Origin of the sequence: Burkholderia sp. B10 (assembly GCF_004368385.1) — a bacterium.
Taxonomy (GTDB): domain Bacteria; phylum Pseudomonadota; class Gammaproteobacteria; order Burkholderiales; family Burkholderiaceae; genus Burkholderia; species Burkholderia vietnamiensis.
On record NZ_PQMX01000017.1, the window covers coordinates 45461 to 67506 of the forward strand.

Annotated in this window: 16 protein-coding genes, 1 pseudogene and 1 riboswitch; of the genes and pseudogenes, 4 read left to right on the forward strand and 13 right to left on the reverse strand. The window is 69.7% G+C overall.

The annotated features are described in order from the left end of the window. Positions 1-51: 51 nt before the first annotated feature. The 7 genes from C3Y15_RS11510 to C3Y15_RS11550 form a co-directional block, all read right to left on the reverse strand. Positions 52-624: a TMEM165/GDT1 family protein gene (locus C3Y15_RS11510; protein ID WP_014722657.1), complete on the reverse strand. Its 573-nt coding sequence runs from the start codon at positions 622-624 to the stop codon at positions 52-54. Positions 625-719: 95 nt separating this feature from the next. Next, positions 720-840, reverse strand: a riboswitch (yybP-ykoY riboswitch). 86 nt (positions 841-926) lie between these two features. Continuing rightward, positions 927-2243, reverse strand: coding sequence for a guanine deaminase (guaD, locus tag C3Y15_RS11520; protein WP_069246165.1), 1317 nt, complete (start codon positions 2241-2243; stop codon positions 927-929). Positions 2244-2683: 440 nt separating this feature from the next. Next, positions 2684-3709: an adenosine deaminase gene (locus C3Y15_RS11525; RefSeq protein ID WP_014722660.1), complete on the reverse strand. Its 1026-nt coding sequence runs from the start codon at positions 3707-3709 to the stop codon at positions 2684-2686. 18 nt (positions 3710-3727) lie between these two features. Then, positions 3728-4732 (reverse strand): xanthine dehydrogenase accessory protein XdhC, encoded by a 1005-nt coding sequence (xdhC, locus tag C3Y15_RS11530; protein WP_059461244.1) that lies wholly within the window; start codon positions 4730-4732, stop codon positions 3728-3730. 555 nt (positions 4733-5287) lie between these two features. After that, positions 5288-5800 carry a disulfide bond formation protein B gene (locus C3Y15_RS11540; protein WP_011883773.1) on the reverse strand — a complete coding sequence of 171 codons (513 nt, stop codon included), beginning with the start codon at positions 5798-5800 and terminating at the stop codon, positions 5288-5290. Positions 5801-5949: 149 nt separating this feature from the next. Then, a complete protein-coding gene (locus C3Y15_RS11545; protein ID WP_014722661.1) occupies positions 5950-7326 on the reverse strand; it encodes an amidase in 1377 nt (458 codons plus the stop codon). A 7-nt stretch (positions 7327-7333) separates the two neighbouring features. Continuing rightward, complete coding sequence (locus C3Y15_RS11550; RefSeq protein ID WP_014722662.1) at positions 7334-8014, reverse strand: GntR family transcriptional regulator; 681 nt, start codon at positions 8012-8014, stop codon at positions 7334-7336. A gap of 268 nt (positions 8015-8282) precedes the next feature. Here C3Y15_RS11550 and C3Y15_RS11555 point away from each other — a divergent pair, with 268 nt between their 5' ends. Then, positions 8283-9455, forward strand: coding sequence for a type 1 glutamine amidotransferase (locus tag C3Y15_RS11555; protein WP_059668153.1), 1173 nt, complete (start codon positions 8283-8285; stop codon positions 9453-9455). Between the two features lie 113 nt (positions 9456-9568). Continuing rightward, positions 9569-10262, forward strand: a pseudogene (locus C3Y15_RS11560) (DUF2968 domain-containing protein). Positions 10263-10341: 79 nt separating this feature from the next. On the opposite strand, the gene C3Y15_RS11565 reads toward C3Y15_RS11560, so the two are convergent. Continuing rightward, positions 10342-11262, reverse strand: a complete 921-nt coding sequence (locus tag C3Y15_RS11565; protein ID WP_124260078.1) for a hypothetical protein — start codon at positions 11260-11262, stop codon at positions 10342-10344. Positions 11263-11606: 344 nt separating this feature from the next. On the opposite strand from C3Y15_RS11565, the gene C3Y15_RS11570 reads away from it, so the two are divergent. Further along, positions 11607-12902 (forward strand): MFS transporter, encoded by a 1296-nt coding sequence (locus tag C3Y15_RS11570; RefSeq protein ID WP_011883785.1) that lies wholly within the window; start codon positions 11607-11609, stop codon positions 12900-12902. A gap of 72 nt (positions 12903-12974) precedes the next feature. On the opposite strand, the gene C3Y15_RS11575 is transcribed toward C3Y15_RS11570, so the two are convergent. Next, positions 12975-14885, reverse strand: a complete 1911-nt coding sequence (locus C3Y15_RS11575) for a tetratricopeptide repeat protein (RefSeq protein WP_041493790.1) — start codon at positions 14883-14885, stop codon at positions 12975-12977. Positions 14886-14943: 58 nt separating this feature from the next. Here C3Y15_RS11575 and C3Y15_RS11580 point away from each other — a divergent pair, with 58 nt between their 5' ends. Next, on the forward strand, positions 14944-16611 hold the full coding sequence (locus tag C3Y15_RS11580; protein WP_011883788.1) for an FAD-dependent monooxygenase: 1668 nt from the start codon (positions 14944-14946) through the stop codon (positions 16609-16611). A 64-nt stretch (positions 16612-16675) separates the two neighbouring features. On the opposite strand, the gene C3Y15_RS11585 is transcribed toward C3Y15_RS11580, so the two are convergent. From C3Y15_RS11585 to C3Y15_RS11600, 4 genes are read right to left on the reverse strand one after another with little or no spacing between them, the layout of a single operon-like run. Beyond that, positions 16676-16927, reverse strand: a complete 252-nt coding sequence (locus C3Y15_RS11585) for a formate dehydrogenase subunit delta (RefSeq protein WP_011883789.1) — start codon at positions 16925-16927, stop codon at positions 16676-16678. Between the two features lie 7 nt (positions 16928-16934). Continuing rightward, positions 16935-19886, reverse strand: a complete 2952-nt coding sequence (gene fdhF / locus C3Y15_RS11590) for a formate dehydrogenase subunit alpha (protein ID WP_069246167.1) — start codon at positions 19884-19886, stop codon at positions 16935-16937. Between the two features lie 17 nt (positions 19887-19903). Beyond that, positions 19904-21481: a formate dehydrogenase beta subunit gene (locus tag C3Y15_RS11595; protein WP_059566985.1), complete on the reverse strand. Its 1578-nt coding sequence runs from the start codon at positions 21479-21481 to the stop codon at positions 19904-19906. Next, positions 21478-21978, reverse strand: coding sequence for an NAD(P)H-dependent oxidoreductase subunit E (locus tag C3Y15_RS11600; RefSeq protein WP_014722672.1), 501 nt, complete (start codon positions 21976-21978; stop codon positions 21478-21480). Before C3Y15_RS11600 ends, C3Y15_RS11595 begins: the two co-directional genes overlap by 4 nt. Between the last annotated feature and the right edge of the window lie 68 nt (positions 21979-22046).

A 22046-nucleotide genomic window follows, 5' to 3' on the forward strand; every position in this document is an offset into this window, starting at 1 on the left:
CGCGCGGCCCACACGAGCGCGGCCGAGGCGCCGCGCCGCGGCCGGCTTGCTTCAGGAGCCGACGCCCAGCAACGCCAGCGCGCCGAGCACGACGAACAGCACGGCCGCGATGCCGTGTACCAGCTTGGTCGGCAGCCGGTGCGCGAAGCGGTCGCCCAGCAGGATCGCCGGCACGTTGGCGAGCATCATCCCGAACGTCGTGCCGGCCACCACGCCGATGTAATCGTGGAAGCGCGCGGCGAGTGCGACGGTCGCGATCTGCGTCTTGTCGCCCATCTCCGCGAGAAAGAATGCAACGAGCGTCGCGCCGAACACGCCGAGCCGCGAGCGCGTCGCGCTCGCTTCGTCCTCGTCGAGCTTGTCCGGTACGAGAATCCACAAGCCCATCGCGATGAACGAGAACGCGAGCGCCCAGCGCATGATCGACGGCGTGACGAGCGCGCCGAGCCATTCGCCGAGCGCGCCGGCGAGGCCGTGGTTCACGAGCGTCGCGGCCAGCACGCCGAGAATGATCGGCACGGGCTTGCGATAGCGCGCGGCCAGGACGAGCGACAGCAGTTGGGTCTTGTCGCCGATTTCAGCGAGAGCGACGGCGCCGGTGGAGATCAGGAAGGCTTGAGACACGTATGGGGTTCCACGGGCCGAGGTTGTGCGTGCGAGCGACGATTCGCCGCGCGCCGGGCCCTGATGCGGCGCGCAGTGAACCATCGGTCTCGCCAGGCCACGGTGGCTGCGTCCGCCATGGCCGAACGGCCAAGTCTGTTGACGGACGCCTCCGTCACGATGCGCGCCGGTGGCGCGGGACATCGAGCGGAGCGGCTACTCCCCAATGAGCGGCGAATTCTAGCACGGCAACGCGCGCGTGCGGCGCGCCTGCGGCTGCGCCGGCTGCCGCGTGGGCCGCGTCGGTGCCGGCAGCCTATGTGTCAGGCGGCGGCCCGGCGTGCGGCGCCGCGCTCGTGCACGAGCCGGCCGGCCGCGTAGGTGCGGTACACCGCGCGATCGTCGCCGAGCAGCGCGAACGCGAACAGCAGCTCCTCGAGCGACTCGGCGCGCTGCGTGCGGCGCGCGAGCAGCGGCGTGGCCTGTGGGTCGAGCATGATGAAATCGGCTTCGCTGCGCGGCGCGAGCGTGCCGACCGTGTCGGCGAGATCGAGCGCCTGCGCGGCGCCGGCCGTCGCGAGCCAGAACATGCGCGTCGCGGTCAAGTGATGGCCGGACAGACGCGCGACCTTGTGCGCCTCGTTCATCGTCTGCAGCATCGAGAACGACGTGCCGCCGCCGACGTCGGTGGCGAGCGTGACGGGCACGTCGAATTCGCAGGCCTTGTCGAAATCGAACAGCCCGCTGCCGAGGAAGAAGTTCGACGTGGGGCAGTGCGCGACCACCGTGCGCGTGTCGGCCATCCGCCGGCGGTCCTCGTCGTCGAGGTGGATGCAGTGGCCGTACACCGCGCGCGGGCGCAGCAAGCCGTAATGGTCGTAGATGTCCAGATAGCTGCGATGGCCGGGGAACAGCTCGGCCGCCCATTTCACTTCATCGACGTTCTCGGCGACGTGGCTTTGCACGAACACGTCCGGATGGCGGCGCGCGAGCTCGCCGCAGGCTTCGAGCTGCGCTTCGGTCGAGGTCGGCGCGAAGCGCGGCGTGAGCGCATACATTTGCCGCCCGTTGCCGTGCCAGCGGCCGATCAGCTCGGCGCTGTCGTCGTAGCCCGACTGCGCGGTGTCGCGCAGGAACTCGGGGCAGTTGCGATCCATCAGCACCTTGCCGGCGATCATCCGCAAGTCGCACGCGTCGCTCGCCGCGAACAGCGCGTCGGCCGACTGCTTGTGCACCGTGCAGTAGACGAGCGCGCTCGTCGTGCCGCACGCGAGCAGCTCGTCGAGGAAGAACTCGGCGACCTCGCGCGCATGGTCCGGATCGGCGAAGCGGCGCTCGGTCGGGAACGTGTACGTGTCGAGCCACGGCAGCAGGCCGGGCGCCGGCGACGCGATCATGTCCGTCTGCGGGTAGTGGATGTGCGTGTCGATGAAGCCGGGCACGATCAGCTTGTCGCGCAGGTCATGGACGATCGCGTCGCGCGCGAGCGTCGGCGCGAGTTGCGCATGTGCGCCATGCGCGACGACCTTGCCGTCGTCGACGATCAGTAGGCCGTCGGTCTCGTAACGGGCGGCCTGGCTCGACTGCGCCGGGTCGCCGTTGAAGGTCAGCAGCTGGGAACGGAAAGCGGTTTGCGTCATCACGAATGGTCCTGCATCAAGGTAAGGCGAACAGAAGAAAACGGTCGGTGCGGCCGACGGCATCGGTCGGCCGCGCCTGCATGCGCATGCGTGTCGCGACGACGAGCATGCACGCGGGCCGCGATGACGCGTACGCGCGGGAAGGGCGCGGCCGATAGCGCCGGGCTGCCCGCAGCCGGCGGCGTGCCCGCTGTTGCTCGCGCTGCCGCAGCCGGCCGCCCGACGCACCGCGCCGGCGACCTTCGGTGCGCATCGGCGCGCAGGGCCGTTTCCGTCCGGCCGACGCATGCGGCGAGGTCCGGGCTCATGCTCGCCGGGCGCGTCGCGTGCGCTTCTTGCGCTCCGTGCGACGCGTTCGCCCGACTGAGCGCCGAGCCGTGCATCGCGAAGCGGATGTCGTTGCGGCGTTTCATCTGTCTAGCGAACCTCGATGCGGGCCGTCATCCGGCGTGCCAGTACGCGTCGAGCCGCGCGATCAGCGCGTCGCGCTGCGCGGCGTCGACGAACGACGCTTCGAAGCCGTTGCGGATCACCGCGTAGACTTCGGCGTCCGTCAATTGCAGGCCGTCGACCGTCGCGAAGTAGTTGTCGTTGACGTAACCGCCGAAGTAGGCCGGATCGTCGGAATTGATGGTCACCGCGACGCCGCGATCGAGCAGCGCCTTCAGCGTGTGCTTGGCCATGTCGTCGAACACGCACAGCTTCAGGTTCGACAGCGGGCACACGGTCAGCGCGACGCGCGTGCGCGCGAGCCGTTCGACGAGCGCCGCATCTTCGATGCTGCGCACGCCGTGGTCGATGCGGTCGACCTTGAGCACGTCGAGCGCTTCGTAGATGTAAGCGGGCGGGCCTTCCTCGCCCGCATGCGCGACGAGCTTGAGGCCCAGCGCGCGCGCCTTGTCGAACACGCGCGCGAACTTCGTCGGCGGATGGCCGAGTTCGGACGAGTCGAGGCCGACGCCGATCAGCCGGTGCCGATAGCGCTCGAACAGCGGCAGCGCCGCTTCGAACGTCGCGAGCGCATCGTCCTCGGACAGATGGCGCAGGAAGCACAGGATCAGCTTGCTCGACAGCCCGCGCTGCTCGGCATCGGTGAGCGCGCGGTCGATGCCTGCAACCACCGTCTCGATCGGCACGCCGCGTTCGGTATGCGTCTGCGGATCGAAGAACAGCTCGGTGTGCACGACGTTGTCGGCGCGCGCGCGTTCGCAGTACGCGGCCGTCATGTCGTAGAAGTCCTGCTCGGTGAGCAGCACGCTCGCGCCCGCATAGTAGATGTCGAGGAACGACTGAAGGTCGGTGAACGCGTACGCGGCCCGCAGCGCGTCGATCGACTCGTAGGCGAGCTTCACGCCGTTGCGCTGCGCGAGCGCGAAGATCAGCTCGGGCTCGAGCGAGCCTTCGATATGGATGTGCAGCTCCGCTTTCGGAGCGCGTGCGATCTTGTCCTTGAATGTCGGGGTCATGGCGTCGTTCTTGGTCGGTCAGAATGTTGGGGAAGCGTGCGCGGCCGCGTTCGCGTCGACGGCCTGCAGCAACTGCGCGGCCACCGCGATCGCGATCACTTCGGGCGCCTTGTCGACGATGCCTTCGACGCCGATCGGGCAGTGCATCCGGGCGAGCTGGGCCGGATCGATGCCGATCGCCGCGAGTCGATGATCGAACTGCGCGCGCTTGGTGCGCGAGCCGGTCATCCCGAAGTACGCATAGTCGGCGCGTCGCAGGATGCGCTCGGCCAGCACGAAATCGAGCGCGTGGTCGTGCGTCGTGACGATGAAGTACGCGTGCGGCGGCGCGGCGTCGACGGCGTCGGCCGGGCTGGCCAGCGCGTCGATCGCGAGATTGCCGATGCCGGCCAGTGTCGCGGCCGGCGGAAATGCCGCATCGGGCCCGTCGATCCAGCGCACCTGACACGGCAGCGTCGCGAGCACCTTGACGAGCGCGGCGCCGATCGGGCCGGCGCCGAACAGCACGACGGGGAACGCATGCGGCGCGATCGTTTCGGTCATCAGCGACACGCCGCCGGTTTCCCACAGCAGGCAATCGGCGCGGGCGCCGGCCGCCTCGGGCTCGCTCAGCAGCGGCGCACCTGGCGAGGGGCCGAATGATACGCTACGCACGGTCGCCGCGCCGGCCGTGACGCGCTTCGCGAGCGACATGATCCAGCCGAGATCGCCGACGTCGAGCCGCTCGAACGCGAGCACGACCGCACCGCCGCAGCACTGCCCGAGGCTCGGGCCGAGCGCGAGCCGCTCGAGCCGGCGCGCATGCGCGGTGTGCGCGCCGTCCTTCAGCAACTGCCTTGCGAGTTCGATCGCTTTCCATTCGAGGTGTCCGCCGCCGATCGTGTGGCGCGCGCCGTCGCGCGTGACGAGCATCTTGGTGCCGGCTTCGCGCGGCGCGGAGCCGTCGGTGTGCGCGACCGTCACGAGCACGACTGCTTCGCCGTGCGCGAGCAGTTGCTGCAGATCGCCGAGCCAGGCTTCCATCAGCACGCTCCGTTCGGGACGACACGGCGTGACACGCGGCGCGTGTCGACCGGCGCGGCAAGCGGTGCGGACGAGAGCGGGGCGCGCCTGTCGCACGGCCGGTGCCGGTCGACGGCGCAGCATCGAATGCGCGTGGAAACGACGCCGCACGAGGTGCGGGCGCGATGAGGGTGACGGATGCGGATGGTGTGCGTTGTCATGATGAATCCAGTCGACATTGCGGATCGGGCGCGCGTTACGCAGGGGTGTGACCGCTTGGCCTCGCGCACGTAGATCGCCATCCAGTCGGGAAGATAACACCGCGACGCGCCGGCAACATGGCGGCGCGGTGATCCGGGCTATCAGACGGCGATCATGTCGATCATAGGCCGGCTGCGCACGGGCAGGGCGCCGAGGTGCGCGGCGCGGGCGGAAACGCGCGTGCAGAGGGGTTGCGCGAGCGAGCCGGGGAATCGGCGCGGGAGGCGTTGAGGGTTCGAGCGCGCAGGTGGAGCGGCGCCGCGCCGGCTGTCTCGCGCCCGATGGACGCGGCCGGTGCGGCTCGGCCGCGTCGCTTCAGCGTGCGAGTTTGCGGCGATGGCGCCAGAGGCTCGACACGGCGGCAATCAGCATCACCGCGAACGCGATCAGCGCCCAGCCCGGCAGCAGGATGCCGAAGATCGGCGGGTAGACCGTCTCGCACAGGCCCGCGACCTTGAACATGCCGGGGAACCATTGCGCGGGCGGCAGGCTGTCGACGATCGGCTGCAGCGTGTCGAAGCCGCAGCTGAAGCCCGGATTCAGCTGGATCGACAGATGCCGGGCCGCGGTGCCGACGCCGCCGGCCGCGGCGATCGCGATCAGCAGCTCGAGCACCCAGATGCCGCGCCAGTGGCGCATCCCTGCGGCAAGGAATGCGAAGATCCCGATCGCCGCGAAGAAGTAGCGCTGGATGATGCAGAGCGGGCACGGGTCTTCGTTCTTCACGTACTGCAGATAGAGCGCGCCGGCCAGCAGCGCGATGCACACCCAGCCGAGCAGCATCAGCAGGCGGCGTTCACGGCGGAGTGCGAGCGTGTAATCGTTCATGTCGGCGGGATTCCTGTCGTTGGTCGGTCCGATAAACAATCGCGCGATTTTAGCGCGAACGATCTGGCACGAAACTGACAGATCGTTCGCGGCGGCTCGTCGCCGACGTTGGGTCCGGCACGGCGTGCGCCGTCACGACCGTTGCGCGCTCACCGGATCGTGTTCAGCACGGCCTCGACGGCCTGGCCGATCGCGAGCAGCGCATCGTCGCGATGCGGCGCGGCCGCGAGCATCAGCCCGACCGGCGCCGCGCCGCGCGGCTGGCACGGCAGCGACAGCGCGCATGCATCGAGGAAGTTGAACGCGGCGGGGTTGCGCAGGACCAGTGCGTTGGTGTGCGCGAACGCGGCGTCGTCGGCCTCGAGGTCGGCGATGCGCGGCGGCACGATCGGCACCGTCGGCGCGACGAGCGCGTCGAAGCGCGACCACACGGTGCGCGCCGCTTCGTCGAGCATCGCGGCGCGCGCGGCGAGCAGGTCGAGATAGTCGGCCGCGCTCGCCGGCTCGCCCTTCAGAATGCGCGCGAGCACGCGCGGGTCGTACCGGTCGCGGTGCTGCGCGAGCAGCGGGCGGTGCCAGGCGTATGCCTCGATCGGCGAGAAGCCGAACCGGTTGACGTCGGGCAGCGTGTCCAGCGCCGGAAAGCGCACGTCCGAGACGATCGCGCCGGCCGCTTCGAGATGCTTGAGCGACGCGTCGAGCGCCGCGGCGACGTCGGCGTCGACGCCGTCGGTCACATAGTTCGTCAGCACGCCGAGCCGCACGCCTTCGAGCGGACGCGCGGCCGGCACATGCGGCTCGAGGCCGGCCAGCACCCGGTCGACGAGCGCGCAGCAGGCCACCGTGAGCCCGATCGGGCCGAACGAGTCGAGCGTGGTCGACAGCGGTACGGCGCCGCCGGTCGGGATCCGGCTCGCGGTCGGCTTGAAGCCCGTGAGCCCGCACAGCGCGGCCGGGATGCGGATCGACCCGCCGGTGTCGGTGCCGAGCGCGACGGCCGCCATCCCGTCGGCCACGGAGGCCGCCGCGCCGGACGACGAGCCGCCGGCGATCCGCGCGTCGCCCGGGACGTCGCGGCGGTACGGCGAGCGCGGCGTGCCGAAATGCGGGTTCAGGCCGAGGCCGGAAAACGCGAATTCGCTCATGTTGGTGCGGCCCACCAGCACCGCGCCGGCCCGCCTGAGCCGCGCGACGGCGACCGCATCGGCCTGCGCGGGCGGCGCGCCGTCGAGCACGCGCGAGCCGGCGCGGGTCACCTGGCCCGCGACGTCGAACAGATCCTTCACCGACACCGGGATGCCGGCGAGCGGCGACAGCACGATGCCCGCGGCGCGCAGCCGGTCGTGCGCGTCGGCGGCCGTGCGCGCGTGGTCGGCATCGACTTCGGTGAACACGACGGCGCCCTGGCCCGACGGGTCGGCGATCCGCTCGAGCGCGATGTCGACGAGCGCGCGGCTGGTGGTCCTGCCGGCGGCGAGATCGTCGGCAAGCTGGGCGAGCGGGGGAAACGGCGTGAAGGTGGTCATGGGCAGCTCAGGGACGAAGATGTTGGACAAGCGTGGCGCGAAACGAATCGATGTGGTGCTCGACGGCCGCACGCGCGCCCGCGGCATCGCGCGCGGACAGGCGCTCGAACAGTTCGCGGTGTTCGCGCTGGACGGCCGACAGATGCTGCGGCTGCGACAGCGTGACGAACCAGAAGCGCAGCGAGCGCTCGTGCAGCGCGCGCAGGATTTCCGCGAGCACGTTGTTGCGCGCGGCGGCGGCGATCGTCTGATGGAACGCGCGGTCGAGCTCCATCATCCGCTCGACGTCGTGCGTGTCGACGCAGGCCTGTCCGTCGGCGAGCAGCGCGGCCAGACCGGCAAGATCGTCGGGCGTCGCGTGGCGGGCGGCGAGTTCGACGCAATGCGCTTCGTTGATGCGCCGCACGTCGACCACCGCGACGATTTCGTCGAGCGACAGCGGCTGCACCAGCAGCCCCTTGCGCGGCCTCACCGACAGCAGTCCCTCGAGCACCAGCCGGTGCACGGCCTGATGGACGGGCGTGCGGCCGATGCCGGTGCGGGCGACGAGTTCGGCTTCGTTCAGCGCGGCACCGGGCGGCAGGCGCATCGTGACGATGTCCCGCTGGATCAGCGCATATGCGCGCTCGGCGAGGCTGGCGGCCGGTGGCGCGGATCTGCCGCGGCCGGCATCGGGTACGGTGTTCATGCGAGAGCGGCGTTGATCGGCCGGCCGGACGCGGTCATCGCGTGGGCCGCCGACGGCGAGGACGATCGGTGGATAGTATTGTGATATATCACTGCTGTCCACCGTGCCGGGACGGTGGCGAAGGCGGGCGCTTCGCGGGTTCTGCGCGGAATGCGACGACTTGCAACAGTATCGACAGGATGTTGCTGGTTTACCGCGCGATCGTACGCTGACGCATAATGAATCCTCGTCAATCCAATACGCGCGAGCGACGTACCAGACCATCGTCATGAGCGAAACCACGCCTTCCCCGGCCGGTCTGCCCGGCACCTTTTCCGCTTCCCCCGATTCCCGCCGTTCCGAGCCGCCGCGAGCAGCCGATGTTCCCGCCGCTCCCGCTGCCCAGGCCGCTGCCGCCCACGACGTTGCCGACGACGGCGCCTCGCCCGTGACGGCTGCGTCCGAGCCGGGTGCCGCTGGCGAAGCGGCGCCGCCGAAGCCCGGCGCGGCGCCGCCCGGTTTCGGCGCGCAGCCGGATTTCGACACGCCGCGGCCGCCGCCCGCGAGCGCGCAGAACGCGCCGCCCGCGTACCTGAAACAAAGCGACACGCCGTGGTCGGTGGTCGGCCGGATCATCGCGGCGCGCGCGCGGCGGCTGTTCGACCGCGCCGGCCAGCGCATCACGCAGCGCACGCTGCGCATCGGCGTGTCTGCGCGGATCTTCCATCCCGAGCCGGGCGCCAAGGGGCTGCGCGGCAAGACGCTGCAGTATCTCGAGGAATCGATCGCGCATTGGGTGATGTCGCGCGACGTGCTGGTGTTCATGATTCCGACCGTCGGGCATCAGGGCATGCTGCACCCGAGCAACATCCGCCTGCGCGACTACGCGAAGCATCTCGACGGCCTGCTGCTGCAAGGCGGCGCCGACGTGTCGCCGCAAACCTACGCGGCGTCCGATGCGCGCCCCGAATGGCCGGGCGACCGCGTGCGCGACATGTACGAGCTCGAGCTGTTCCACGAGTTCGTCGAGTCCGGCAAGCCGGTGCTCGGCGTATGCCGCGGCTGCCAGCTGATCAACGTCGCGTTCGGCGGGTCGCTGTATCAGGACATCGCCAGCGACGTGCCGACCGCGAACGCGCACGTGAGCGAGCATTACGACCAGCATCGGCACGCGATCCGCTTTCCCGATTCGTCGACGCTCGCGAGCATGTTTCCCGGACGCAGCGAGGCGATCGTCAATTCGATCCACCATCAGGCGATCCGCGATCTCGGCCGCGACCTGAGCATCGAGGCCGTGTCGGCCGGCGACGGCATCATCGAGGGCATCCGCTATCGCCGCGCGCCGTTCGTCGTCGGCGTGCAGTGGCATCCGGAGTTTCATCGCGCGGGCGGCGCCGAGCTGCTCGACTGCACGCCGCTGCTCGACGCGTTCCTGCGCGCCGCACGCGATACCCGCCTGTAAGCCCGCGTCGGGATGGCCGGCAGCAAGCCGGCCGCGGGACGATCAATTCGAGATGCGGCCGTCCGGTTTTGCACGATAATCGCGAGTCCCGATTCGTTCGCCGGAGTCTGACGTTGGCCTCTCGAGATTTTTCCCCTGCGCGTTGCGCCACGTGGGTCGTTGCAATCGCCGCTTGCGCGTACGCCGGTGCGGCGTGGTCCGACGATGCGAGCGCGCCCGTCGCCGGCACGCGCCCGGCGGTGACGAGCCTGAGTGGCGACGCGGCGTCGGCCACGTCGCCCACGGCGGCCGATGCGACCGCGCAAGGCAACGTCGCCGAACTCACGCAATTGCTGCACGACGGGCGAATGGTCGAGATGCGCACGACCTACAACGGCAGCTATGGCGCGAGCCTGATGTTCGATCCGCGAGATGACCTACTACGTCGCGCTGTTTCAGGACAAGCAGCTGTGGCGCGTGATCAAGTCGCAGGACAAGAGCCGCGCGCAGATGGTGTACGAGAACTTCGTCCAGCAGACGGCGCAGCTCGCGGACGTTGAACTGCGCCGCACCGAACTGCAGGCGCAGAAGGCGTTCCTCGAGCGCATGATCGCGCTGCAGGCGAATCGCGCGCAGCAACTGCAGGCCGATCTGAGCATCGCGCGCAGCCAGCAGGCAGAGGTCGCGCAGCGGCAACGCTCGGCACGCGAACAGGCACAGGCGCTGCAGGTTGAGAAGCGCGCGGCGCAGTTGCAGTTGCGCGATCTGCAGAAGCAGGTACGGCAACTCGAGCGGCAGGCTGAGATGGGGTTGCCCGCGCACAAGTGACGACGTGGCGGTCCGTGGATCGACGTATCAACGAAACCCGGCGAAGCATGCTTCGCCGGGTTTTTTGTTTGCGCGCCAGTCAGCGGGTGAACAGGTCGGGCGCGTCGGTCAGGCGGCGGTGCGACAACCGGGCGGTCCAGTCGAAACCGGTGGCGGGCATCGTGGCCCGACGCGCGGGGAGTTCCGCCTGCAACGCATCGGCCAGCGCGATCAGCGTGAGCAGATCGTCGGCTGCATCGTGCGATGCGTCGGGATGGGGCAAGCGGTGCGGGTGGTCGAGCGATGCCGTCTGCGACGTGTGGCCTGTGATCGGCCATGTGGCCGCAGGTCGCGTAGTGGCCGACGCGTAGCGTGGCGCAGATAGCGTGCGCACGATGTTCGATCGATGCGGCGGCGTGTCCGCTGCCGCGACCGACGCGAGCGGCGATGGTGCGGGCGCGGTGGCCGCGGCGCGCGCGCGGCGCGCTGCTTCCGATGATGTCGGCACGGGCTGCGCTGCGGCGCGCGGATGAGCCGGGACGACGACCGAGGCATTCGGCGCGATCGGCTCGGTCGTCGCGACGCGCACGGCAGCCGCCGCTGGCGCGGCGTGGGGCTGCATGACGGCGGCGTGCTCACGTGCGGGCGCCGGCGCGAAACGCGGGAACGGTTCATGCGTGGCGATCAACGCGCCGATGATGCCGAGCGCGCCGATGCTCCAGCACGCGGCGTGTAACGCCCGCCGATCGCGCGGGCGTCCGGCAGTACGAACGATGGACCGATCGGCGGTGGGAGCGACAGACGGCGGCTCAACGGTCAGCGGTAGCCAGCGGCACGCGCGATGCGGCGCGTCGATGTCGACGCATGAGGTCGTCAGCGTGGCGACGCAGCGCATGCGGCGTCCGGCGCCGGACGCGGGACGGAACGTCCATTCACGGCCGAACGACGGCACACCGCCGAGCGGCGCGACGCGGGGGAGGGCGAGTTTGCCTTCGACGGGAACGGCGGGCGGCTGGATCATGGACGGATACGCAGTGCGAAGCGACCACCGCGCCGGACCGGGCGCGGATCGCCGCGCAAATCCTGACATTGTGGTGAGCCGATCGCGATCGGTCGATCAGACCGATCTGATTTTGGCGTGCCGACCGCCCCGTCTGGTACGACCCGTACGCAGCGACGCACGCCGCACGGCCGGCACCGCGGGCACTGCGGGCACAAGGCAATTGTCGGCTTCGCATGGCATTATTTTCAGACCACGCCGGCGACGTCCGTGCGCGCCGGGCCGGTGCGTCGCCCATCGCGGCCTTGCCACATCGCTGCATCGCCACGGCGCGAACGCCGCCCCATTCGAGTCGAGAGAAAAACATGTCCACCACCACGCCTGCCGTCGCGACGGAATCGAAGGTCCGCACCGTATTCCGCGTCGTCAGCGGCAACTTCCTCGAAATGTACGACTTCATGGTCTACGGCTATTACGCGTCGGCCATCGCCAAAACGTACTTCCCGAGCGGCAACGCGTTCGCATCGCTGATGCTGTCGCTGTCGGTGTTCGGCGCGGGCTTTCTGATGCGGCCCGTCGGCGCGATCGTGCTCGGCGCATACATCGACCATCACGGCCGCCGCAAGGGGCTGATCCTGACGCTGGGGCTGATGGCGCTCGGCACGCTGACGGTGGCCGCGGTCCCCGGCTACGCGACGATCGGCGTGCTCGCGCCGGCGCTCGTGCTGCTCGGCCGGTTGCTGCAGGGTTTTTCGGCGGGCGTCGAGCTCGGCGGCGTGTCGGTCTATCTGTCGGAGATCGCGACGAAGGGGCACAAGGGCTTCTATACGTCGTGGCAATCGGGTAGCCAGCAGGTGGCGGTCGTGTTCGCCGCGTTCGTCGGCGTGCTGCTGAACCGTATGCTGCCCGCCGACCAGATGACGGCATGGGGCTGGCGTATTCCGTTTCTGATCGGCTGCCTGATCGTGCCGTTCCTGTTCCTGATCCGGCGCTCGCTGAAGGAAACCGACGAATTCCTCGCCAAGCATCATCGTCCGACGATGGGGGAGATCATGCGCTCGATGCTCGAGAACTGGGGCGTCGTGATCGCCGGGATGGGGATGGTGATCATGACGACGGTGTCGTTCTACATGATCACCGCGTACACGCCGACCTTCGGCAAGGAAGTGCTGCACCTGTCGTCGCTCGATGCGCTCGTCGTGACCGTGTGCGTCGGCCTGTCCAATCTCGTGTGGCTGCCGTTGTCGGGCGCGCTGTCGGACCGCATCGGCCGCCGCCCGGTGCTGATCGCGTTCACGGTGCTCACGCTGCTGTCGGCCTATCCGGCCGTGCAGTGGCTCGTGGGGGAACCGTCGTTCCTGCGGCTGCTCGCGGTCGAGCTGTGGCTGTCGTTCCTGTACGGCTCGTACAACGGCGCGATGGTCGTCGCGCTCACCGAAGTGATGCCGGCCGACGTGCGTACCGCCGGCTTCTCGCTCGCATACAGCCTCGCGACGACGATCGGCGGCTTCACGCCGGCGATCTCGACGCTGCTGATCCACGAGACCGGCAACAAGGCCGCGCCGGGCCTGTGGTTGAGCGTCGCCGCGATTTGCGGGCTGATCGCGACGCTCGTGCTGTACCGCACGCCGGAGGCGCGCAACCAGTACAAGGCGGCCTGATGCCTCGCGTGTGACACGCCGAACGAACAACGGAGCGCCTCGCCGCTCCGTTTTTTCTGTGAGCCTCGGCCGTCAGGCCGCGCGTAGCGCGTCGGCGACTTTCGCCGCGACGTCGAGCCATTGCCCCGGCGCAGGCTGGCGGACGAGCCGTGCATGCGCGTACCACGGACAGTCGTCGCCGGTGAACCAGCGCCAGTCGGCCGCGAACGGCAGCATCACCCACAGCGGCTTGCCGAGCGCGCCCGCGAGATGGGCGACGGCCGTGTCGATCGTGACGACGCCGTCGAGCCGCTCGATCAACGCGGCCGTATCGCCGAAGTCGTTCAGCCGGCCGTCGAGGTGATGCACGCGCGGATGCGCGTCGACGCGCGCGCGCTCGTCGGCGTCCAGGGCGGGCTGCAGCACGATCCAGTCGATGTCGGGCAGCGCGAGCAGCGGCGCGAGCGCATCGAACGGCATCGAGCGGTTTTCCTGCGCCTGTCGGCGCCCGGACCATGCGAGCCCGAACTTGCGCCTCGACTGCCCGCCGAGCGAGCCGCGAAAGCGCCGGCGCGCGCTGTCCGGCGCGTCGAGATAGCGCGCGCCCGCGGCGATGTCGCCCGGTTGCAGGCCGAGCAGGAACGGCAAGCTCATCAGCGTGCATCCGAGGTCCGCAGCGGGCGTTTTCGTGGTGTCCTGCGCGACCAGCGTGACGCGCCAGCGCGCGGCGGCAGGGGCGAGCAGCGCGACGAGCTCGCGCTGCACTTCGAGCACGACGCGCGCGCAGCGCGCGCGGGCGAGCGGTACGAAGCGGACGAACTGCAGCGTGTCGCCGAAACCCTGCTCGGCGCGAATCAGCAGCGTACGCGACGCGATCGGCTCGCCTTGCCAGCGCGGCAGCGTGCCGAGCGGCGTTGCGCCGGGCGTGTCGTGACGCGCTTCGTAGGCGGGCAGCCCGCGCGTGAAGTCGCCGAGCGTAAGCAGCGTGACGGCGCGGTGCAGCCGTGCGAGCGTGAGGTCAGGCGCGACGCGCAGCGCCTGGTCGAACGCGCGCAGCGCCATCTCGTGCGCGCCGAGCGCGTGATGCGCGTTGCCGAGGTTCAGCCACGCGAGGCTGAACGACGGATCCAGGCCGACCGCGCGCTCGTAACAGGGCAGCGCGTCGCGGTGGCGGCCCTGCGCGCTCAGTGCGTTCGCGAGCCCGAAGAGGGCGAGCGGAAACGGCGGGTGCAGCGCGAGGGCCGCTTCGAATGCGGCGGCGGCCTCGGCATGGCGGCCGAGCGCTTCGAACGTGTTGCCGAGGTTGAAATGCGCGGCCACGAAGCGCGGCTCGGCGGCGAGCGCGGCCTGGAAGTGCGCGATCGCGTCGTTTGCGCGCCCCATCGCGTTCAGCGCCATCGCGAGATTGTTGTGCGCGCCGGCGTGTCCGGGGCGCAGCTCGAGTGCGCGATGGAATGCGGCGAGCGCGTCGTCGTGCCGGCCGAGCGCATTCAGCGCGTTGCCGAGATTGTTGTGGATCGAGGCGTCGTCGGGCGTGAGCCGCAGCGCGCGGCCGAACGCGTCGACCGCATCCTCGTGGCGCTGCAGCGCCGCATACGCATTGCCGAGGTTGTAGTGCGCGAGCGGAAATTCGGGCGCGAGCGTCAGCGCGTTGCGAAAGCGGTCGATCGCCTCGTCGAGCCGGCCGAGCGCCTTCAGCGCGTTGCCGAGGTTGAGCTGCAGCGCGGCGTCGCCCGGGCGCAACTCGACGGCGCGGCCGACGAGGTCGGCCGCTTCGGCATGCTGCCCCTGCTGATGCCGCAGCACGCCAAACAGATGGAGCGCGTCGGCATCGGCGGGATTGGTGGCGAGCGCGGCGCGATAGCCGTGCTCGGCCTCGGCGAGGCGGCCCGCGCGGTGCGCGGCATACGCTCGGTCGAATGCGGAATCCATGACGCTAGAACTGACGGAAAGCGCGTATTTTCCCACACTGCGCATGGCGGCCCCAGATCGGCCGATCGGCATATGGCCCCGTCACGCGGAGCGGCGTAGACTGGCAGGGTCGCGTGTCATCGAGGGTCTCATGGCTGACACACTGCTCGATATTCCACCCGTGCTGATCGTCGGCGCGGGTCCCACCGGCCTCGCCGCGGCGATGAGCCTCGCGCGTGCCCGCGTGCCGGTGCGCATCATCGACCGCCTCGCGGTGCCCGCCGCGCATTCCCGCGCGATCGGCATCCAGGCGCGCACGCTCGAGCTGCTCGAGCAGCATCGCGCGGTCGAACCATTCCTCGCGCTCGGCCACCGCGTGCATGCGGCCGCGCTGCATGCCGATGGCCGCGTGATCGCACGGCTCGATTTCGATCCGCTGCACACGAGCTATCCGTACCTGCTGCTGCTCGACCAGAGCGTCACCGAGCGCTTGCTCACCGAGCATCTCGCCGGCTTCGGCGTGACGGTCGAGCGCGGCGTCACGCTCGTCGCGTGCGAGGCGGACGGCACGTCGCTCGACGTGACGCTGCGCGGCGCCGACGGCCGCGAAGCGCGCTGCGCGCCGTCCTACCTGATCGCCGCCGACGGCGCCCACAGCACGGTGCGGCGTCTGCTGCGCGTGGGCTTCGCGGGGCGTGCGTTCGAGCAGACGTTCCTGCTCGCCGATTTCGCCGCGATTCCCGACTGGTCCGACGAAGAGATCCACCTGTTTACGACGCCCGACGGCATTGCCGGCCTGTTCCCGATGGGCGGCGGCCGCTACCGGCTCGTGGCCGATCGCCCGCCCGGCGGCGACCCGTCGCCCGACGCACCGGCACCGTCGCTCGACGAGTGCGACGCGATCGTGCGCGCGCGGATGGGTATATCGATCGCGCCGAGCGACCTCACGTGGTCGTCGTACTTTCATCTGCACAGCAGGATGGTCGAGCGGCTACGCCACGGCCGCGTGTTTTTCGCGGGCGATGCCGCGCACATTCACAGCCCGGCCGGTGCGCAGGGGATGAATACGGGGATGCAGGAAGCGTTCAATCTCGGCTGGAAGCTCGCGCGCGTGCTCGCCGCCGGCACGCCCGAGCGGCTGCTCGACACCTATCACGCGGAGCGCCATCCGATCGAGCGCGACGTGTTGCGGCAGACCGGTTTCATCACGCAGATGGTCGAAGCCGACCACGGCGCGGTCAAGCTGCTGCGCGATCACGTCGTGCCGCTGCTCGCGTCGTTCGGGCCGGTGCGCGACGCGGTGCGCCGCTCGTTCAGCGAGCTGGGCGTCCAGTACCGGAAAAGCCCGCTCACGCTCGAGCGCGTGCTCGACGGCGGGCCGCGGGCGGGCGAGCGTGCGCCCGATGCGCTCGTGCATGTGATCGACGGGCCGCTCGGCCGCGCGCCGGGGACCGCGCGGCTCTACGACCTGCACGATCCGGCTAGCTTCACGCTGCTGTTGCTCGAGGAGCCGCCCGGTATGGACATGGCAGATGTCGACGTCGACGCCGGCGCAGTGCGGCCGCCGTCGGCGGATGCACAGGCGCTCGCGCAGGGATTGGAGCGGATCATGCCGGGCGCCGTGCGTGCGTGGCGCATCGCCGATGCCGAAGCCGACGGCGCGGACGCGCTCGCGCAAGCGTACGGTCGCTCGCGGCCGTCGTTCTATCTGTTGCGCCCCGACGGCTACATCGCGGCGCGCGGGCGCACCGCCACCGACGCGAACGCGCTGCTGCGCCATTGCGAAAGCTGGTTCGCGGGCATGCCGCAGCCCGCGTAGCGACGCGCGTCAGACCTGCGTCAAACGCGCGTCATGGTTGCGTAACGGGCGCGTAGCACGTCCGTCACGCGTGAACGTCTGCCGGCACGAGCGACGCGCGATGCGCGGCGATCGCGTCGCGCACGATCGGCGCGGCGCGGCGTCCGGCTTCGCTCGACGGATCGTCGAGCGCGGCGAGTAGCGCGCGGCGCATCCGCGGTTCCCAGAAGCGCCGGATATGGTCGGCGATCCCGGTCAGCGCTTCGTCGCGATCGGGCATCGACTCGAAAAACGCGCCGATCTGGTTCGCCATCTCGATCAGGTGTGCGTGGTCCATGGCGTTCTCACTTGCCCGTCGTCGCAACGCCCGGCGCGCTGGCGCGGCGCTCGAGCAGCTCGAGCTGCTCCGAGTTGAAGCGTGCGTACGAGCGTTGCCAGTCGGACGGCTGCGCAACCGGCATCACCTGCACGGCCGTGACCTTGTATTCCGGGCAGTTCGTCGCCCAGTCGGAGCTGTCGGTCGTGATCACGTTCGCGCCCGATTCGGGGAAGTGGAACGTCGTGTAGACCACACCCGGCTGCATGCGATCGGACACGAGCGCACGCAGCACCGTCTGGCCCGCGCGCGACTCGATGCCGACCCAGTCGCCGCTGTGGATCCCGCGGTCCTCCGCGTCGTGCGGATGGATCTCGAGGCGGTCCTCTTCGTGCCACTGCACGTTCTCGGTCCGGCGCGTCTGCGCGCCGACGTTGTATTGCGACAGGATGCGCCCGGTAGTCAGGATCAGCGGATAGCGCTGCGTGACCTTCTCCGGCGTCGGGATGAACTGCGTGATCACGAAGCGGCCCTTGCCGCGCACGAAGGCGTCGATGTGCATCGTCGGCGTGCCTTCTGGCGCCTCGTCGTTGCAAGGCCACTGGATGCTGCCGAGCGCGTCGAGCTTCTCGTACGACACGCCGGAGAAAGTCGGCGTGAGCCGCGCGATCTCGTCCATGATTTCCGACGGGTGCGTGTAGTGCATGTCGTAGCCGAGCGCCTGCGACAGCATCAGCGTCACTTCCCAGTCCGCGTAGCCGGCGAGCGGCGGCATCACCTTGCGCACGCGCGAGATGCGCCGCTCCGCGTTCGTGAACGTGCCGTCCTTCTCGAGGAACGTCGAGCCCGGCAGCAGCACGTGCGCGTATTTGGCCGTCTCGTTCAGGAAGATGTCCTGCACGACGATGCATTCCATCGCCGACAGCGCGGCCGCGACGTGCTGCGTGTTCGGGTCCGACTGGACGATGTCCTCACCCTGGCAATAGAGCCCCTTGAAGCTGCCGTCGAGCGCCGCGTCGAACATGTTCGGAATGCGCAGCCCCGGTTCCGGCTGCAGCGTGGCCGACCATGCGTGTTCGAACTGGCTGCGCACGCTCGCGTCGCCGATGTGGCGGTAACCGGGCAGCTCGTGCGGAAACGAGCCCATGTCGCACGAGCCCTGCACGTTGTTCTGGCCGCGCAGCGGATTGACGCCCACGCCTTCGCGGCCGATGTTGCCGGTCGCCATCGCGAGGTTCGCGATGCCCATCACCGTCGTCGAGCCTTGCGCATGTTCGGTCACGCCGAGACCGTAGTAGATCGCCGCGTTGCCGCCGGCGGCATAAAGGCGCGCGGCTTCGCGCACCTGTTCGGCCGGCACGCCGGTCACTTCGGCGGTCGCCTCCGGCGAGTTCTCCGCGCGCGACACGAAGTCGCGCCATTGCTCGAACGCGCGCGTGTCGCAGCGCTCGGCGACGAACGCGTCCGCGACCAGCCCTTCGGTGACGATCACGTGCGCGAGCGCATTGATCATCGCGACGTTCGTGCCGGGGCGCAGCTGCAGGTGGTGCGTCGCCTTCACGTGCGGGCCGTCGACCACGTCGATGCGGCGCGGGTCGATCACGATCAGCTTTGCGCCTTCGCGCACGCGCCGCTTCAGCCGCGAGCCGAACACCGGATGGCCGTCGGTCGGGTTGGCGCCCATCACGACGATCACGTCGGCTTGGCCGATCGATGCGAAGGTCTGCGTGCCGGCCGATTCGCCGAGCGTCGTCTTCAGGCCATAGCCGGTCGGCGAATGGCACACGCGCGCGCAGGTGTCGACGTTGTTGTTGCCGAACGCCGCGCGCACCAGCTTCTGCACGAGGTAGGTTTCCTCGTTCGTGCAGCGCGACGACGTGATGCCGCCGATCGAATCGCGGCCGTACTTCTGCTGCAGCTTGCGGAATTGCGTCGCCGCGTAGGTGAGCGCCTCTTCCCAGCTGACTTCGCGCCACGGGTCGGTGATCTTCTCGCGGATCATCGGCTTCGTGATGCGGTCCTTGTGCGTCGCATAGCCCCACGCGAAGCGGCCCTTCACGCATGCATGGCCTTCGTTCGCGAGGCCGTTCTTGTGCGGCGTCATCCGCACGACCTGCGTGCCCTTCATCTCCGCCTTGAACGAGCAGCCGACGCCGCAGTATGCGCAGGTGGTGACCACCGAGTGTTCGGCCTGGCCGAGCTGCACGACGCTTTTCTCCTGCAGCGTAGCGGTCGGGCACGCTGCGACGCACGCGCCGCACGACACGCATTCCGACGCCATGAACGATTCGCTTGCGCCGGCGGCGACGCGCGACTCGAAGCCGCGTGCGGCGATCGTCAGCGCGAACGTGCCCTGCGTCTCCTCGCATGCGCGCACACAGCGGTTGCAGACGATGCACTTCGACGGGTCGTACGTGAAGTACGGATTCGACTCGTCCTTCCGGTCGCGCAGGTGATTCGCGCCGTCGAAGCCGTAACGCACTTCGCGCAGCCCGACGACGCCCGCCATGTCCTGCAGTTCGCAGTCGCCGTTGGCGGGGCAGGTGAGGCAGTCGAGCGGATGGTCGGAGATGTACAGCTCCATCACGTTGCGGCGCAGCTTCTGCAGCCGGTCCGATTGCGTGCGTACCTTCATCCCGGCCTCGGCGGGCGTCGTGCACGACGCCGGATAGCCGCGTCGGCCTTCGATTTCCACCAGGCACAGCCGGCACGAGCCGAACGGCTCGAGCGAATCGGTCGCGCACAGCTTCGGTACGTTGACGCCGGCTTCGATCGCGGCGCGCATCACCGACGTGCCGGCCGGCACCGTGACCGCCTGACCGTCGATTTCGAGCGTGACGTCGGTGTCGGCATGGCGTTGCGGCGTGCCATAGTCGGTTTCGTCGAACGGATCGCGCGCGCGCGCCGCTGCGGCGCTCTTGCACGCGCATTGGCCCGAGCCGCAGCCGCCTTGGCGGACGTTCTGAGTGTCGAGGGACATGCAGGGCTCCTTCTGGGTCAGGCCGCAGCCTTGACCGGACCCGACGCGGCCGGCTGGCCGGCGGCGAGCCCAAAATCTTCGGGGAAATGGTCGAGCGCGGACAGCACCGGATACGGCGTCATCCCGCCCATCGCGCACAGCGAGCCTGCGAGCATCGTGTCGCAGAGGTCGCGCAGCAGCGTGATCTGCCGTTCGGACGTATCGCCGTTGCGGATCCGCGCGATCGTCTCCACGCCGCGCGTCGAGCCGATCCGGCACGGCGTGCACTTGCCGCACGATTCGATCGCGCAGAACTTCATCGCGTACTCGGCGAGTTCCGCGAGATTCGACGTGTCGTCGTGCACCACGATGCCGCCGTGACCGACGACCGCGCCGATCGCCGCGTACGCCTCGTAGTCGAGCGGCACGTCCCACTGATGCTCGGGCAGGTAGGTGCCGAGCGGGCCGCCGACCTGCGCGGCGCGCGCGGGCCGGCCGCTCGCCGTGCCGCCGCCGTAATCGAACAGCAGCTCGCGCAGCGTGACGCCGAACGCCAGCTCGACGAGGCCGCCGTGACGGATGTTGCCCGCGAGCTGGAACGGCAGCGTGCCGCGCGAGCGGCCCATTCCGTAGTCGCGATAGAACGCCGCGCCGCGCGCGAAGATCACCGGCGCGGTGGCGAGCGTGATGACGTTGTTGATCACGGTCGGCTTGCCGTACAGACCGGCGAGCGCGGGCAGCGGCGGCTTCGCGCGCACCACGCCGCGCTTGCCTTCGAGCGATTCGAGCAGCGCCGTTTCCTCGCCGCACACGTACGAGCCGGCGCCTTTCGCGACGTGCAGGTCGAACGCATGCGCGGAGCCGAGCACGTGCGCGCCGAGCCAGCCGGCTTCGCGGGCGCGCTCGAGCGCGGTTTCGAGCGTCGCGATCGCGTGCGGGTACTCGCTGCGCACGTAGATGTAGCCGAGCGTCGCGCCCGTCGCGATGCCGGCGATGATCATCCCTTCGATCAGGCAATACGGGTCGCTTTCCATGATCAGACGATCGGAGAACGTGCCCGAGTCGCCTTCGTCCGCGTTGCAGACGATGTACTTTTGCGTCGCGGCCGCCTGCCGGACGGTGCGCCACTTGATGCCGGCCGGAAAGGCCGCGCCGCCGCGGCCGCGCAGCCCCGATTCGATCAGCGTGTCGCACGCGGCATCGCCGTCCATCGCGAGCGCGTTCTTCAAGCCGGCGAGGCCGTCGTGCGCGAGGTAGTCGTCGATCGACAGCGGATCGGTCAGGCCGATGCGGGCGAACGTGAGGCGCTGCTGGCGCGCGAGATACGGCAGTGCGTCGACGAGGCCGACGCCGCTCGGATGCGCGCCGCCGTCGAGCCAGTTCGCATCGAACAGCGCGGGCACGTCGGTCGCCGACAGGTTCGCGTAGCCGACGCGTCCGGCAGGCGTGCCGACTTCGACCAGCGGCTCGAGCCACAGCAAGCCGCGCGAGCCGTTGCGAATCAGCTCGATGTCGATGCCGCGCTGCTGCGCGTGCGCGACGATCGCGGCGGCGAGTGCGTCGGCGCCGAGTGCGAGCGCGGACGAATCGCGCGGCACGTAGATGCGGGTCGTCATGCGGCCTCCGGCGTGTGGGCGGCGGCCTGCGCGAGCAGCGCGTCGAATTTCTCCGGCGTGACCTTCGCGTGCAGCACGCCGTTGATCGTCATCGACGGCGATTGCGCGCACAGCCCGAGGCAGTACACCGATTCGAGGGCGACGTCGGGCGGCGCGTGTGCGTCGGCAGCATCGCCGTGCGCCGCGTCGAACCGGCAACCGGTGCGCGCCTGCGCATGCTCGGCCAGCGCTTCGCAACCCATGCTGCGGCACGCTTCGGCGCGGCACATCTGGATCGTCACGCGGGCGGGCGGCGCGGTGCGGAAGTGGTGATAGTAGGTGAGCACGCCATGCACTTCGGCACGCGACAGGTTGAGCGCCTTCGCCAGCGGCGCGACGCAGCCGGCCGGCACGTAGCCCGCATCGTCCTGGATCGCATGCAGGATCGCGACGAGCGAGCGGCCGGCGCGCGCGTGACGCTCGACCAGCGCGTCGGGCGCAGGGGAATTCGGGGACATCGCTTGTGCTCCTCCAAAGTCTCATATGTGCCGGTAATTCATATAACGCACACCGCGACTTCGTTCTG

Bases quoted from the DNA above. Each gene is read 5' to 3' on its own strand.
- C3Y15_RS11565 (WP_124260078.1), bottom strand. From the start codon at position 11,262: ATGATCCAGCCGCCCGCCGTTCCCGTCGAAGGCAAACTCGCCCTCCCC.
- C3Y15_RS11545 (WP_014722661.1), bottom strand. From the start codon at position 7,326: ATGACCACCTTCACGCCGTTTCCCCCGCTCGCCCAGCTTGCCGACGAT.
- guaD (WP_069246165.1), bottom strand. From the start codon at position 2,243: ATGACGCAAACCGCTTTCCGTTCCCAGCTGCTGACCTTCAACGGCGAC.
- xdhC (WP_059461244.1), bottom strand. From the start codon at position 4,732: ATGGAAGCCTGGCTCGGCGATCTGCAGCAACTGCTCGCGCACGGCGAA.
- C3Y15_RS11550 (WP_014722662.1), bottom strand. From the start codon at position 8,014: ATGAACACCGTACCCGATGCCGGCCGCGGCAGATCCGCGCCACCGGCC.
- C3Y15_RS11570 (WP_011883785.1), top strand. From the start codon at position 11,607: ATGTCCACCACCACGCCTGCCGTCGCGACGGAATCGAAGGTCCGCACC.
- fdhF (WP_069246167.1), bottom strand. From the start codon at position 19,886: ATGTCCCTCGACACTCAGAACGTCCGCCAAGGCGGCTGCGGCTCGGGC.
- C3Y15_RS11575 (WP_041493790.1), bottom strand. From the start codon at position 14,885: ATGCCGATCGGCCGATCTGGGGCCGCCATGCGCAGTGTGGGAAAATAC.
- C3Y15_RS11525 (WP_014722660.1), bottom strand. From the start codon at position 3,709: ATGACCCCGACATTCAAGGACAAGATCGCACGCGCTCCGAAAGCGGAG.
- C3Y15_RS11580 (WP_011883788.1), top strand. From the start codon at position 14,944: ATGGCTGACACACTGCTCGATATTCCACCCGTGCTGATCGTCGGCGCG.
- C3Y15_RS11540 (WP_011883773.1), bottom strand. From the start codon at position 5,800: ATGAACGATTACACGCTCGCACTCCGCCGTGAACGCCGCCTGCTGATG.
- C3Y15_RS11600 (WP_014722672.1), bottom strand. From the start codon at position 21,978: ATGTCCCCGAATTCCCCTGCGCCCGACGCGCTGGTCGAGCGTCACGCG.
- C3Y15_RS11555 (WP_059668153.1), top strand. From the start codon at position 8,283: ATGAGCGAAACCACGCCTTCCCCGGCCGGTCTGCCCGGCACCTTTTCC.
- C3Y15_RS11595 (WP_059566985.1), bottom strand. From the start codon at position 21,481: ATGACGACCCGCATCTACGTGCCGCGCGATTCGTCCGCGCTCGCACTC.
- C3Y15_RS11585 (WP_011883789.1), bottom strand. From the start codon at position 16,927: ATGGACCACGCACACCTGATCGAGATGGCGAACCAGATCGGCGCGTTT.